Here is a 14,821-nt window from a genome sequence, read left to right on the forward strand (position 1 = left end):
GATATATCAAGAAAACTCAGGGGGATATCAAGAAAAATTGAGATATATCAAGAAAACTCAGGGGGATATCAAGAAATTCAAGGATATATCAAGAAAACTCAGGATATATCAATAAAATCGCAACCGTCACCTCATCTCAACCGAAAGAAGCTTAGGCTGAACTATTAAACAAACACGCTTAATTTCGTTTTGGAAAAACCCCGGTCCTATAACAGGGCTTTTTGCGTGCATAAGGAATCCAAAGAAGGTAGCCAAAGCGGCACCTTTTAGAAAAAAATATAATATATTAATAAATTTTCCAGCGCCAAGCGTATCTGAACCCGTCACATCGACCCCACAAACAAACCTAATACTTCCAAATGGAACATACGTACGAAACAAGGTATAATAGAATACATACAAAAAAATCTTTGGTTGGGAGGAAAAATACATTGAATGAATCATTAAAAGAAAAACTTGCCATACTGCCTGACCAACCGGGATGTTACCTGATGAAGGATCGTCAAGGAACCATCATCTATGTCGGAAAGGCGAAGGTGCTCAAAAATCGTGTCCGTTCTTATTTTACAGGTAGCCATGATGGAAAAACGCTCCGGCTTGTAAATGAAATTGTGGATTTTGAATATATTGTGACTTCCTCCAATATTGAAGCGTTAATACTGGAACTGAATCTTATCAAAAAACATAACCCAAAATACAATGTCATGCTGAAAGATGACAAACGATATCCTTTTATAAAAATTACATCGGAAAAACATCCACGTCTTTTAATCACCCGCAAAGTGCAAAAGGATAAAGGGAAATATTTTGGACCTTACCCTAATGTTCAAGCAGCAAATGAAACGAAAAAGCTGCTAGACCGAATCTACCCGCTTAGAAAATGCATGACACTTCCAGACAGGGTATGCCTCTACTATCACATGGGTCAATGCCTTGCGCCATGTGTGGAACATGTATCTGAAGAAACGAACAAGCAAATGGTGGATGGAATTGTTCGGTTTCTTAACGGCGGCTATAAGGAAGTTAAAAACGAGCTTACGGATAAAATGATAAAAGCCTCTGAGAACCTGGAATTTGAACGGGCGCAAGAATTCCGAGATCAAATTATTAATATTGAAGCAACAATGGAAAAGCAAAAAATGGAGATGAATGACTTTGTCGACAGGGATGTTTTCGGATTTGCTTTTGACAAGGGATGGATGTGTGTGCAGGTCTTTTTCATCCGTCAGGGTAAACTGATTGAACGAGATGTATCGTTGTTCCCAATTTACAACGAACCGGAAGAGGATTTCTTAACATTCCTCGGGCAGTTCTATTCTAAGCAAAATCATTTTGTCCCAAAAGAAGTCATGCTTCCTAGTCAAATTGATTTGCCGGTTGCACAAGAACTATTGCAAACTAATGTGCTGCAGCCGCAACGGGGTAAAAAGAAGCAGCTGGTGGATCTCGCAAACAAGAATGCGAAAGTTGCTCTCGGAGAAAAGTTCTCATTGATTGAACGGGATGAAAGCCGAACGATTAAAGCTGTCGAGAATCTCGGAGAAATCCTGGGCATCATGACCCCGCACCGCATAGAAGCATTTGATAACTCGAATATCCAAGGAACGGATCCTGTTTCTGCGATGGTGGTATTTATTGATGGAAAACCAGAGAAACGAGAATACCGGAAATATAAAACCAAAAGCGTACAAGGACCTGATGATTATGAATCCATGAGGGAAGTGGTCAGAAGAAGGTACACCCGTGTGCTAAAAGAATCTTTACCGCTCCCGGATTTGATTGTGATTGATGGGGCCAAAGGGCATATGAGTGCTGTAAGGGACGTCCTTGAAAATGAACTGGATTTATTTGTTCCGATTGTCGGCTTGGCCAAAGATGACAAACATAGAACGAGCAACCTTCTCGCAGGCGAAGATGCAATGGTGGTTCCGCTCGAGAGGACCAGTCAGGAGTTTTATCTTTTGCAACGAATACAAGATGAAGTTCACAGATTTGCGATTACTTTCCACCGTCAAATTAGAAGTAAGAGTGTTTTTCAATCAATTTTAGATGAAATCAGTGGAGTTGGCGCCACGAGAAAGAAAGCGTTGATGAAGCACTTTGGATCAGTTGCAAAAATGAAAGAGGCAACGGTGGAGGAGATTCAAGCTGCTAAAATTCCGAAAGCGGTAGCTGAAGAAATTTTTAAAAAACTTCGCGAATAGGTGTTGTAAGGATTCTTATTGTCTGATATAATCACTATTAATTTCATAATGTGCCACTTCAAATCGATGAAGTGATGATAGAGGTGCGAACTTCAAAAGTATGTAATCGGAGAAGAAAGAGCTTCCGAGATGATTACGGAAAGGGGAGGATCGCCGAAGTAAAAAAAAGTCTCTTTTTCTTTTTTTTACTGGTTCTGCGTTTAAGAAATGTAGGACTGTCAGGTTGTCTTTGTGCTGCCTGGAGAGCTATCTCACCGCGTGAACGGATTCTTTATTTTACCAATCACAGCAATGAGACCTTAGCTCATTGCTGTTTTTTTATATCCTGAAAAAAAGCTGCTATGGCTAAATGCGTACTGAGAACTATCTAACATTATGATGAGACTACAGATTCTGTAAATTAAATCAGTAACTTAGCTGTTGATTGGAGCACAGGGCGGAGACTCCTGAGGGAGAAAGCGTTAGGTGGAGATCCCGCAGGCTTGCCGAGGAGGCTCTCGTCAGCCCTTAGGAAAGCGAAGTCAGGTGCGGAAATCAACAGCGGCGTTTAACAGAACTAACTAATGAAAAGGGAATGGTGCACATGTCAACGATTGTTGTACAGAAATTCGGAGGAACATCAGTGGGCTCGGTTGAACGAATTCAGCACGTAGCAAGTCGAGTCATCAATGAAGTGGAAAAAGGACACAAAGTGGTTGTTGTTGTATCAGCGATGGGCAAAACAACAGACGAACTGTTAACTCTAGCAAATGCGATTAACCCCCACCCAAGTAAGCGCGACATGGATATGCTTTTGACAACAGGAGAACAAATTACCATCTCCCTATTGGCTATGGCATTGCAAGTTAGAGGTCATGAAGCAGTATCCCTAACAGGCTGGCAGGCGGGAATCCGTACAGAGCCTGTACACGGAAACGCTAGAATTACTCATATTGAAACAGACTTGTTAAAAAGCTACCTGGATTCAGGAAAAATTGTCATTGTAGCAGGCTTCCAAGGAATCACTGCTAATAACGAGATTACGACACTAGGCCGTGGCGGTTCGGATACAACTGCGGTTGCATTAGCTGCTGCTTTGAAGGCTGAGAAGTGTGATATTTATACAGATGTGACGGGAGTATTCACGACAGACCCTCGTTTTGTGAAAGGTGCAAGAAAGCTTGCGGCAATCGCATATGATGAAATGCTCGAACTGGCAAACTTAGGTGCAGGTGTACTTCACCCGCGTGCGGTTGAATTTGCAAAAAATTATGGCGTACAGCTTGTTGTACGGTCCAGTATGGAAGAGGAAGAAGGAACGATCATTGAGGAGGAAGTATCCATGGAAAAAAATCTAGTTGTCAGAGGAATAGCATTCGAAGACCAAATCACCCGCATTACCGTATGTGGCTTGCCAAATGAACTACATACATTATCCACCATTTTCACAACGTTAGCTCAGCACAGTTTGAATGTAGATATTATTATTCAAACTAGCATGGATAAAGATACAACAAATATTTCTTTCTCTGTTAAGACAGTGGACGTAAAAGAAACAATCGAAGTGTTAGAGCAGCATCAAGGGCGTCTCGGGTTCACGGGTATCGAGCAGGAGAGCGGTTTGGCGAAAGTTTCTATCGTTGGATCCGGTATGGTCTCCAATCCCGGGGTCGCAGCAGAAATGTTCCAAGTCCTTGCTACGGAAGGCATCCATGTAAAAATGGTAAGCACATCAGAAATCAAAGTTTCTACGGTGGTGGATGTTGCAGAGATGGTTCGTGCGGTTGAGGCACTTCATGTGGCATTTAAGCTTGGAGAAGAGTCTGTTGAGAGAGTACTAAACTAAGAGTATAGTAGTTTTTGTATGTGGAGTGCCCTTTTCCAAGTGGAGAGGGTGCTTTTTTGTGGGTTAGGGGGTGCGATGTGGTGTTTACTTTCCGTAAATAAAAAATACGAGCCAAACTCACCTAAATATTTTCCAAAAATAAAAAATACATGCCGTTCGACAAAGAACGACATGTTCTATCAAATTGCCACCCGTAAGGCAGTATAAACCCCAACCCTAGCAACCTAGTTCAGGTGAACCACCCTGGAGGCAGCAACACAATCACTTATCCCATTGAACGGTAATCAGTATTTCTTTTTTCTTTTTTTGTTCTTCAATCGCTTCCGCAGTTTTGCCTTTTAGTCGTTGCACTTGCTCGGCAAGAAATCCCGCTTCAAGTTGGAAAGTGGCGTCTTTATTCAAAGCAAGGCGGCGTGTCACCATTTCCCCGCGGATCACGTACTTAACTTCGTGCTTGTTTTGCTCCAATAATTCAAGCTCTCCCCAGCCTGCTTCTTTAAAAAACTGGCTGATTCCCTCCTGAGTATCAATGGTAAACTTGCGTGCGAGCTGTTTTCCTGCCCAATAGATGACCTGGGTATGATCTTTCCCCAAAAGGTCAGGTAGGAGCATATCGCGGATCAGTTCGTACCCGAAGATAGGGACTTGAATTTGTGTGTCCATCACTTGTTGTTGGTTGTTCGATTCAGTCATTTAGTTCCCCTCTTTCTCTATGTTCATTATATACCATCCAACCGGGTTAATAAATGAAACGTATGGAGTATTTTATTCTATTAATATATTTTTACATTTTTCTGACAATTAAAGGTGTGTAGAAGTATTTTTAAAAGTGCAATTTTTGGTCGCGTTTTCTTGACGCTTCACATATAGGGGAGTAAAATAAATATGTCACATATTTGTCGATAAATCTGCAAAGGCTTTCATTTTATTGAAAGTTTAAAAAACAAGATGGAGAGTTCAATGATTTTTTACTATAATAGATAGTGAAAAACAGAACTTACAAAACATCTAATCTATTTTCTTACTTGAAAAAAGGGGGTTAAGTGATGGCAACTGAACGTGAATTTTTACTTCGTAGGCTCCACTCGTTACTAGGAGTCATTCCTGTTGGTCTTTTCTTGGTTCAGCATTTGGTTATCAACCACTTTGCGACAAAAGGGCCAGAATCATTCAACAAAGCGGCACATTTTATGGAAAGCTTGCCGTTCCGTTATGCACTAGAAATTTTTGTAATCTTTCTTCCAATCCTATTCCACGCTATCTACGGCTTATATATTGCTTTTACAGCAAAAAACAATGTAAGCAAGTATGGATTTGTTCGTAACTGGATGTTTATGCTTCAACGCTTTACAGGAATCGTTACATTAATTTTTATCGTATGGCATGTATGGGAAACGAGAATCGCAGCTGCACTTGGTGCGGACGTTAACTACAACATGATGGCAGACATCTTATCTAGTCCGTTCATGTTCTGGTTCTACCTTGTTGGGGTAATTGCAACAATCTTCCACTTTGCAAATGGACTTTGGTCTTTCTGTGTAAGCTGGGGAATTACAGTAACTCCTCGTTCTCAACTTATTGCAACCTACGTAACAATTGGGATTTTCTTTGCATTATCTTTCGTAGGGGTACGTGCAATTCTAGCATTCGTTTAATCAGCAACTATTAAGGAGTGAGTTACATATGAGTAAAAAAGTTATCGTGGTCGGCGGTGGACTTGCGGGCTTGATGGCAACCATCAAAGTCGCTGAAGCCGGTGTACCAGTTGATCTATTTTCATTAGTACCAGTTAAACGTTCTCACTCAGTTTGTGCCCAGGGTGGAATTAACGGGGCAGTAAACACAAAAGGAGAAGGGGATTCTCCTTGGGAACACTTTGACGATTCCGTATACGGAGGAGATTTCTTAGCAAATCAGCCTCCAGTAAAAGCTATGTGTGAAGCGGCACCTGGAATCATCCATCTTTTGGACCGCATGGGAGTAATGTTCAACCGAACTCCTGAAGGATTACTAGATTTCCGACGCTTTGGTGGAACGCAGCATCACCGTACAGCTTTTGCAGGAGCAACAACAGGTCAGCAACTGTTATACGCATTAGATGAGCAAGTTCGTCGCCACGAAGTATCTGGTCTTGTAACGAAATATGAAGGCTGGGAGTTCTTGGGTTCTGTTATCGATGACGATGGCGTTTGCCGCGGAGTTGTCGCACAAAACCTTACAAGCATGGAGATTGTATCATTCCCTGCAGATGCTGTTATCATGGCAACTGGTGGACCTGGTATCATCTTCGGTAAATCAACAAACTCTGTTATCAACACAGGTTCTGCAGCATCCATTGTGTATCAGCAAGGTGCTTACTACGCGAATGGTGAGTTCATTCAGATTCACCCGACAGCCATTCCGGGAGATGACAAGCTTCGTTTGATGAGTGAGTCTGCTCGTGGAGAAGGCGGACGTGTTTGGACATATAAAGACGGTAAGCCGTGGTACTTCCTTGAGGAAAAATATCCGGCATATGGTAACCTTGTTCCACGTGACATCGCAACACGTGAAATCTTTGACGTGTGTGTTAACCAAAAGCTTGGTGTTAATGGTGAAAACATGGTGTACTTGGATCTTTCTCATAAAGATCCAAAAGAATTGGATATCAAACTTGGTGGAATCATTGAAATCTATGAAAAATTCATGGGAGACGATCCACGTAAAGTACCAATGAAAATTTTCCCTGCTGTTCACTATTCCATGGGCGGAATCTGGGTTGATTATGACCAAATGACCAACATTCCTGGACTATTTGCTGCAGGTGAGTGTGATTACTCTCAGCATGGTGCAAACCGTCTTGGAGCGAACTCCTTACTATCTGCAATCTATGGTGGTATGGTAGCTGGTCCAAAAGCAGTAGAATATATGAATGGATTGGAAAAATCCACAGATTCCCTTTCTTCCTCTCTTTTCGATCGCTATGTAAAAGAAGAAGAAGCAAAGTGGAACAAGATTATGACAATGAACGGTACAGAGAACGCTTATGTGCTTCATAAAGAGCTTGGAGAGTGGATGACAGACAACGTAACAGTTGTACGTTACAACGACAAGCTGAAGCAAACGGATGAGAAAATCCAAGAGCTTCTTGAGCGTTATGATAATATCAACATCCACGATACAGCAAAATGGAGCAACCAAGGTGCGGCGTTCACACGCCAGCTTCAACATATGCTTCAGTTAGCTCGTGTTATCACAATCGGTGCATACAACCGTAACGAGAGTCGTGGAGCGCACTACAAACCGGACTTCCCAGAACGTAATGACGAGGAATTCCTAAAAACGACAATGGCGAAATTCACAGGTCCTAAATCTGCACCTGAATTCTTCTATGAAGATGTAGATGTAAGCTTGATTCCGCCTCGTAAGCGTGACTACTCTAAGAAAAAAGGGGGTAAAGAATGATGGCTGAACAAACTAAAACTGTAACGTTTAAAGTGAAGCGTCAAGATGGTCCCGAGGGAACCCCTTATTATGAAACTTTTGAATTACCTTACCGTCCGAACATGAACGTAATCTCTGCACTGATGGAAGTTCGTCGTAATCCTGTCAATAAAGATGGAAAAGAGACAACTCCTGTAAACTGGGATATGAACTGTTTGGAGGAAGTATGTGGTGCTTGTTCCATGGTCATCAACGGCAAGCCTCGTCAATCCTGTACTGCGCTTGTTGACCAATTAGAACAACCTATCGTTCTTGAGCCGATGAGCACGTTCCCTGTTGTTCGTGACCTTCAAGTGGATAGAAGCCGCATGTTCGATTCCTTGAAAAAGGTAAAAGCATGGATCCCAATCGATGGCACATACGATCTTGGACCTGGTCCTCGTATGCCAGAGAAAAAACGTCAATGGGCTTATGAGCTTTCCAAATGTATGACATGTGGTGTTTGCTTGGAAGCATGCCCGAACGTCAACAGCAAGTCAGAGTTCATCGGTCCTGCACCACTTTCCCAAGTTCGTCTATTCAACGCGCATCCAACCGGGGAAATGAACAAATCCGAGCGTCTTGAAGCAATCATGGGAGACGGAGGCCTTGCAAACTGCGGTAACTCACAGAACTGTGTGCAGTCTTGCCCGAAAGGTATTCCTCTTACTACATCTATCGCCGCGCTTAACCGCGACACGACGGTTCAGATGTTCAGAAACTTCTTTGGTTCCGACCAAGGCTAAAAAACAAACAGAACGCCTCTTACCTATAAGGGGCGTTTTTTTACAAAAATACATGTTAGAAAATTCAGAATGATCTAAAAGACGGTTGATCTCCGTTCCAGGCGCTTCGCTTTTCTGCGGGCGGTCCGGGAGCCTCCTCGGCAAGCCTGCGGGGTCTCCCCTGTCCCTTCCTCCCGCGGAAGTCTGCGCGCCTTCCACTACAATCAACTAGGTTGTTTCATTCAATTTTCATAAGAATAATTTTATAGCTAAAGTAATTTCCCCTGTTGACTGAAGTGCAAGGTGTGAGACTCCAGCGGGGGGGATAACGGTAGCTTGAGACCCCGCAACGAAGTGAGGAGGCTCAAGCACCGTCCCGCGGAAAGCGAACACCTGGAACGAAAGGAAACAGGGAGTTACAACCAACATATATATCTTTAATCCCGAGGAGGAATAATTATGAAAAAAACCGCTTATATAGAAGATTTACAACAATGGATGAATGAGTTCTCATTCAGTCATGGTGTGAAAGTGAGATTCTCCGAGACAGATATGTTCGGCCATCTGAACAACACAGTACCATTCGTTTATTTTGAGGAAGCGAGAATAGAATTTTTCAAAAGCCTTGGCTTTATGCAAGACTGGACCCAGGCTGGAAGTAATACCATCCCAGTCGTAGCGGACCTGCAATGCGATTTCCTTCAACAAGTTTACTTTGGAGAAGAACTGGAGGTTTGCGTGAAAGCACAGCAAGTAGGAACCTCTTCTGTTGACCTGCATTATCTAGGTAAAAAGGGGAACGGTGAGCCTTGTTTTGTCGGAAGAGGACGTATGGTACAACTCAATAAGCGCACTGGAAAAGGGGAAGCTTGGAGTGAAGAACAACGAAATCTCTTCCTTTCTCGAGAAACATTGAAAAAATAATAAGAAATACGACTAAATACATGTAACTACCGCCCTCCTTCTAACATATTATACCATGACTAAATATACACCCATCCGCTAGTTCAGCTCTGGCTAAGGCAAGGAGGGTTACAATTATTGAAGGAGAAAGAGTTTCAACCAAAGCCATTGCTTACCAAAAGAGAAAGAGAAGTATTTGAGCTGTTAGTTCAGGATAAGACAACCAAAGAGATTGCTGGGGAGTTGTTTATCAGTGAAAAGACAGTTCGGAACCACATTTCAAACGAAATAGGTACTAAAGGCGAACTCTTTAAAGTATTGATATAATAAGGTTTCACAAATAATTTTAATTTATAATTTTATAATTTGAACACATAATTTGAATTATAAAAGGCTGAGCAGAATAATTGCTCAGCTTTTTTACTGTTTTGTGCACCTCGCACTGAGGGGCGCCAGAGAGCTTGTATACAAGGTTATTTGCCTATTGGCTGTTTTGGGTATTCCCGTTCAATAAAAATGAATACAACATCCTACTTAGCGCTTACACACGATAAGTAATTTGTTTAATGTTCCGTTATCATCCCTTTAGGAAGGAGAGCAGACGTTATTGTTTGACGCCGCCCTATCTGTTAAATGTATTGAATGTTAATTACCTAGAATAATGAAGTAGCAAAAGAAATCAAAGAGTTTTAGGAAAGTTCATTAAAATGTTAAGTTAGCATCACTATTTTCAGATATTAATATTAACTAATTAACTACATATTAATAAAGATTAAAACTTGTTAGTAAAAAACTTTATTGGTTAACACAATTAAATGTGTAAATTTCTTTGAAGCATAATATAAGTGTTCAATATTAACATAGTTAACACCTTATTAATAAAGGTATAAATTTATTAACTACTATTCATAATAGTTAATAGGAGGATGATTTGTTGAAGAATAATAGTAGTATTAAAAAACAAAAAGGCTTTACCCTAACGGAAGAACAAGTAGCAGAGCTAAATGAAATTATCAAAAAGTCAGGGAAGCAAGACAATGAATTTATGGTTGACTTAATAAATGAATTGAAGGTAAAAGATTTAACAGAAAACGAAGTCAGAATTTCTCCTGGTTTAAGGAAAAACTTTGAATCGGATATTGCAAAATTAAAAAATGCAACGAATTCTATTATTCAAACGTTTACGAGTCAAATGGAGAACATGACGGTTGAGAAAAACACATGGGAAAAACGGTTGACTGAGGAGATTGAAGGTAGGCAATCAATCATTCATCAACAAAAAATGCAGCACGATAAGTTAAAAGCACTTTATGAAGCGCTTCAGGAAACTCATACAGAAGCAGTGAAAGAACTAGATACGAGCAAAAAATCAGCACAAATGTGCGAAAAACGGTTAAATGATCAAGACGAGTTAATTAAAAGCCAAAAAGAAAAGATTAATGAGTTGAATCAGACGATAGCTGACCAAGCTCAGGAATTCAAACAGACTATATCGTTAGCAGATGAAAACAAACAATTAAAAGAACAAGTTAACAAGTTAACCCTTAGTATCTCTATTGCAAAAAGTAAACATGATGAAGAAATAGTTAACTTGAAAGAGCGTCTAACGTTCGAATCGGAAAAAGCATTAATCCGAAAGGAGAATGAATTACACGAAAAGTTCAGGGAGAAAGAAAAGCAAATAAGAGAAAATGTTCGTCAAGAAACAAAAGATGAAGTGCGTAGTTTTTACCATGAGGAATTCAAAGCAAAAGAAAACGAGTTGAAAGCGCTGCTTGACACAGGAGATAAGCAGAAGAAAGCAACAAGGACTAGAAAGAACAAGACAAAAACGGATGTTAGTTAATGTAATAAAAACTTGAGTTTTTCATATGTAGTTAATGATAATAAAAACCTAGACTAGGAGGAAGATAATTTGCAAAATAGTGTCAGAAATAATATTGGAATAGAGCATCCGCTTCACTCTGCTTTTAATGTAGACGATGATATGATATTAAAACCAGAAGAAGTATCAGAAATGCTAGGGGTGCATGTTGAAACAGTACGAAGATGGTGCAGAACGGGAAAACTCGATAACTACAATTGCGGAGGTAATTATATAATTATGGGTTCGAGTTTTAAAGAATTTATGAAAAGATCTAGAACAAAAACAAAAGCTGAAAAGGAAATTCTTCATTGAACAAAGCGTTGCCTTGCTTAAGTTTCCTTAAGCAAAACAAGATTAGTTATTATTATGATGAAGAAAAAAACGAGATACTGTTTCCTTGTTTTACCTGCAAAAATCAAGCTGAAATGTCAACGATTACGACAATGTGGCAATGCAATAAATGCAAAACCAAGGGGAATTTAGTTACTCTAATAAAGGAGCTAAAGGAAAAAAACACCATAGAAATAAAGGAAGTTAAGATTTATAACCCTACAAAAGAAAATAGAGAGGTTAGAAACCTTATTAAGCAGATTGATGAAAGGTATCAATCAAAAGAAACGTCAAGGCTAAGAAATAAAATAGAACAATTACTAAATTACTATAGCGAAAAATCATCGTAAAGCACCTGATAATAACGGTGCTTTTTCTTATGACAAAAAAACAATAAGGATTCACCATTAACTTCCATTGAAGAAAGTTATTAAGGTGATGTATAAATAGAAGTGAATAAAACAACATTCACTACAAATACTATAATTACAACAAACACACAAATACTACATTTAATACAAACACACACTGCACACATTTCATATAGAATTACATTGGTAATAGTCCTGTACTACAAAGGCAATAGCATATGTTTTGTGTGCTATGTGCGTTTGTAGTAAATATAGCATTTGTGTCCGTATAAAAAAATGGCTCAAGCATACATAAATAAAGAGGTGATAATATTGAATGCGGTTAAAAATAAGCTTCCTTCTTGGGAGGAAAAAGAACAAGAAGTTGGAGAATTGTTACCCATAAATAAAGCTGCAGAATTAATGGGGCTTGCTCCTAAATCATTATCAACTGGTGTCTCAGCAGGAAGATTTAAAGGGATGTTTCTTGTTATCGGTGAGGATATTGAAAGGGATCTGACAAAAGCGAGAAACGCAAAATATGTGTTCATCAAAAAAGAAATAATGAAAAAATACCCAGGTGAAATACCCACATGGGAAATGAAAGAAAAAGAACTTGGATGTAAGCTACTTATTACAAAAGATGCTGCATCTTATTTTGGTTTAAGCGAATATATGCTTAATCGGTATATTAATGATGGGGCATTTAAAGATAAGTATTTAAGAGTTGGAGAAGATGTTATCCAACCACCGGAAGGAAGGGGAAAACCAAAGTACGCATTCCCTTTAACCTGGATTAAAAATCTACCAACCTTTGAACGAGTTGAAAAAAAAGAAGGAGAAGTATTAACATTATCTGAAGCAGCTAGTCATTTCGGGCTATCCGAATCTCATTTATTCACAATGGTTCGAAATGGTTACTTTAAAGATTTGTATTTAACAGTTGGGGTTGATGGTGACGTTTTACCTTCTGGAAAGTATGGTGGTCCAAAAAAATACTTGTTTCCACTAAAACGTTTAGAGAATGCAAAAGAACAACTAAAGGAAATTTTTAAGCTGGAAAAAAATCCGAATATTCTATTGGACTATTTCTTCGCGCAATCACGTGGTATTTCAATCGAAGAATTACAAAAAGAGATAGAGCTCGGTCGCTGGGATGATGCAATCGTTGATAAAAGACCGAATTTGAATAGCGCAAAAGGAAATAGAATGGTTTACCTTTTTGACCGAAAAAAAACACTTAGTTCTATGAAATACCATACAATTAATCAAGCTAGTGAACTGCTGGGTGTAAGTTCTACAGCACTTATTCAGTATAGTAAGCGCGGTTTGATTACACGCCCAAAAGAGCTTGAAGGAACAAGATTTTGGGATGTAGACATGATAAAAAAGGTCTTGCCAACTATTCAAGATAATCTTTACAACAAAAGAAAGGATTGGAAAGGTCAAAAGGCTTTGGATTTTTTAAATGATGATCAAAGAGACTTAATTGATGAATTTACACAATTCAAATCATCCAATGGAAAAATTGTTTGGGAAGACCGTGAATATTATAAAGATGTATTCGCAAAGCCTGAAAAGACTTCTGAAAATCATCAACAAGTAATTGCGAGGTTTCTAGAAAAAATCATCAGTGAACGCTCCGGAATCAAAACGTATAAAATTGATTCACGGTCTGAAAATGAGTTGGTTACAAGAAATATCACCCACTATTCACAGAAAGAAAAAGCGATGATAGATGCTGAAAAATTATTAATAGACTTTTCTAATGATGAGTTTTTATATACAAATAATGTGAGTAACATATTAATTGATGACAGAGATGTCAGAAATTATATGAAAGGTTACTCTCCACAGACGATTTGGAGTAATTCACATGTCATAAAACCATTTCTTTATTGGCTTCTAATGGAAACAGAAAAGAGATACCCTTTATGGCGGGTAGACAGTGAAAATCAGGGTAAAGCATATTATAATCGTAGGGCAAAGTTGTTAAATGCAATAAATGCTTTCCCGTCTCAACCACCAGAAAAAAGAAGAAGCGAACCAAGATTAAAAGTCTACATGACAAGAAAGCAAATTATCCAAATTTATCAGATTTTGCTTAATCTTGAAAAACTTCCGTTTGGAACCGTTCAAAAAGGCTTAAAGTACGCTACCATGTGGATGGTTGGATATTTTCTCACTTCAAGACCAGAGGAAGTTTATGAAATACGGATCGAACATCTAACCCTTGATGAAAATGGTTTGGTTAAGAAAATCAATAATAAGGGATATGGTTTAGCGAGGTTTCCAGCTGAAATTGTAAAAGGAACTTACTCGCCATCACACCCAAAATATGGTACGTTAATACCTCCGAACTTAGTAAATTTATTAAATAGGTATTTAAAGATGTTATACCAACACCAAACTATACGAGGCAAAGGACTCTTATTTCGATCCAGAATAAATAGACCAGAAGAAAAGGTTGAGTCTTACAATTTTGACTGGTTATTTAATCATAAAAAATATTTTGACGACGTGTTAAATGAGAAACAAATTGAAAACCTTCAATTCAAAAACACAAGGCATTCGCTTAACAATACGATAGACAAAACAGCGGTTCCCGAAAGTCTATTAACAAAGAAAAAGAGAGCTGCGGAAATTCAAATGAGACACAATGTTTTTATGAAATCCGGAAGCACAGCGGAAACAAACTATACTGATGAAATATCAGCAAAAGACTATTTCGAAGTAATTGACTGGGTTTTAAATTTCCCATGGGATTTAGAAAATCTTGAAAAGTGGGAAATAAACAAAGGGTTTAATGTATCATATACAAATGAAGATACGCCTGAATCTCTCTTCAATTTTGATGAAGAAGAAACCGCAGTAACAGAATTGGAAATTGAAAATTTAGATCCTGATGATGTGTTTAACACTTCAATTCAAAGTCATGCTACCCAGGTGATTAATGAAACAGAAAACCTGCTCAAAGAAAGAGAAAAAATGAGCGAAACTATCAGTGAACAATACGATCAAGTTCAACTGGAATTAAAAAAGCTAAGAAAAACGTCTGCAAAAAAATTAGGTATAACTGCGGATGAGCGAGTTCGATTAATTGAAGAATATAAAAAGAAAAGTATCCAATTACAAACACAACTTGGTTAATTACA

At 38.9% G+C, this 14,821-nt stretch carries 12 protein-coding genes and 1 riboswitch; of the genes, 11 read left to right on the forward strand and 1 reads right to left on the reverse strand.

The window, feature by feature from the left end:
• Positions 1-431: 431 nt before the first annotated feature.
• The gene (gene uvrC / locus HC179_RS05900; RefSeq protein WP_168863502.1) at positions 432-2,204 is read left to right on the forward strand and encodes an excinuclease ABC subunit UvrC; all 1,773 of its coding nucleotides are present in this window, start codon (positions 432-434) and stop codon (positions 2,202-2,204) included.
• A gap of 70 nt (positions 2,205-2,274) precedes the next feature.
• Positions 2,275-2,461, forward strand: a riboswitch (Lysine riboswitch).
• A gap of 326 nt (positions 2,462-2,787) precedes the next feature.
• The gene (locus HC179_RS05905; RefSeq protein ID WP_168863503.1) at positions 2,788-4,029 is read left to right on the forward strand and encodes an aspartate kinase; all 1,242 of its coding nucleotides are present in this window, start codon (positions 2,788-2,790) and stop codon (positions 4,027-4,029) included.
• A 261-nt stretch (positions 4,030-4,290) separates the two neighbouring features.
• Here HC179_RS05905 and HC179_RS05910 read toward each other — a convergent pair whose 3' ends face one another.
• Positions 4,291-4,722: a YslB family protein gene (locus tag HC179_RS05910; RefSeq protein WP_168863504.1), complete on the reverse strand. Its 432-nt coding sequence runs from the start codon at positions 4,720-4,722 to the stop codon at positions 4,291-4,293.
• 353 nt (positions 4,723-5,075) lie between these two features.
• On the opposite strand from HC179_RS05910, the gene HC179_RS05915 reads away from it, so the two are divergent.
• From HC179_RS05915 to HC179_RS05955, 9 genes are all read left to right on the forward strand, one after another.
• On the forward strand, positions 5,076-5,684 hold the full coding sequence (locus HC179_RS05915; RefSeq protein ID WP_060664849.1) for a succinate dehydrogenase cytochrome b558 subunit: 609 nt from the start codon (positions 5,076-5,078) through the stop codon (positions 5,682-5,684).
• Positions 5,685-5,712: 28 nt separating this feature from the next.
• Positions 5,713-7,473, forward strand: a complete 1,761-nt coding sequence (sdhA, locus tag HC179_RS05920; RefSeq protein WP_148987826.1) for a succinate dehydrogenase flavoprotein subunit — start codon at positions 5,713-5,715, stop codon at positions 7,471-7,473.
• Positions 7,473-8,237, forward strand: coding sequence for a succinate dehydrogenase iron-sulfur subunit (sdhB, locus tag HC179_RS05925; RefSeq protein WP_168863587.1), 765 nt, complete (start codon positions 7,473-7,475; stop codon positions 8,235-8,237). Before sdhA ends, sdhB begins: the two co-directional genes overlap by 1 nt.
• A gap of 438 nt (positions 8,238-8,675) precedes the next feature.
• Positions 8,676-9,140, forward strand: a complete 465-nt coding sequence (locus tag HC179_RS05930; RefSeq protein WP_168863505.1) for an acyl-CoA thioesterase — start codon at positions 8,676-8,678, stop codon at positions 9,138-9,140.
• A gap of 117 nt (positions 9,141-9,257) precedes the next feature.
• Positions 9,258-9,446 (forward strand): helix-turn-helix domain-containing protein, encoded by a 189-nt coding sequence (locus tag HC179_RS05935; protein WP_168863506.1) that lies wholly within the window; start codon positions 9,258-9,260, stop codon positions 9,444-9,446.
• Between the two features lie 607 nt (positions 9,447-10,053).
• Positions 10,054-10,965 (forward strand): V-type ATP synthase subunit I domain-containing protein, encoded by a 912-nt coding sequence (locus HC179_RS05940; RefSeq protein ID WP_168863507.1) that lies wholly within the window; start codon positions 10,054-10,056, stop codon positions 10,963-10,965.
• 69 nt (positions 10,966-11,034) lie between these two features.
• Entirely contained in the window at positions 11,035-11,298 is a 264-nt protein-coding gene (locus HC179_RS05945) for a helix-turn-helix domain-containing protein (protein WP_168863508.1), read from the forward strand.
• On the forward strand, positions 11,295-11,666 hold the full coding sequence (locus HC179_RS05950) for a hypothetical protein (RefSeq protein ID WP_168863509.1): 372 nt from the start codon (positions 11,295-11,297) through the stop codon (positions 11,664-11,666). The genes HC179_RS05945 and HC179_RS05950 overlap by 4 nt, the downstream gene beginning before the upstream one ends.
• A 333-nt stretch (positions 11,667-11,999) precedes the next feature.
• Entirely contained in the window at positions 12,000-14,816 is a 2,817-nt protein-coding gene (locus HC179_RS05955; protein WP_168863510.1) for a MerR family transcriptional regulator, read from the forward strand.
• Positions 14,817-14,821 lie beyond the last annotated feature (5 nt).

The organism is Bacillus sp. RO1 (assembly GCF_012524115.1).
In the GTDB taxonomy this organism is placed as follows: domain Bacteria; phylum Bacillota; class Bacilli; order Bacillales; family Bacillaceae_I; genus Sutcliffiella_A.

Coding starts and splice junctions, on each gene's coding strand:
- sdhB (WP_168863587.1), top strand. CDS start 7,473: ATGGCTGAACAAACTAAAACTGTAACGTTTAAAGTGAAGCGTCAAGAT.
- HC179_RS05930 (WP_168863505.1), top strand. CDS start 8,676: ATGAAAAAAACCGCTTATATAGAAGATTTACAACAATGGATGAATGAG.
- HC179_RS05905 (WP_168863503.1), top strand. CDS start 2,788: ATGTCAACGATTGTTGTACAGAAATTCGGAGGAACATCAGTGGGCTCG.
- HC179_RS05915 (WP_060664849.1), top strand. CDS start 5,076: ATGGCAACTGAACGTGAATTTTTACTTCGTAGGCTCCACTCGTTACTA.
- HC179_RS05910 (WP_168863504.1), bottom strand. CDS start 4,722: ATGACTGAATCGAACAACCAACAACAAGTGATGGACACACAAATTCAA.
- sdhA (WP_148987826.1), top strand. CDS start 5,713: ATGAGTAAAAAAGTTATCGTGGTCGGCGGTGGACTTGCGGGCTTGATG.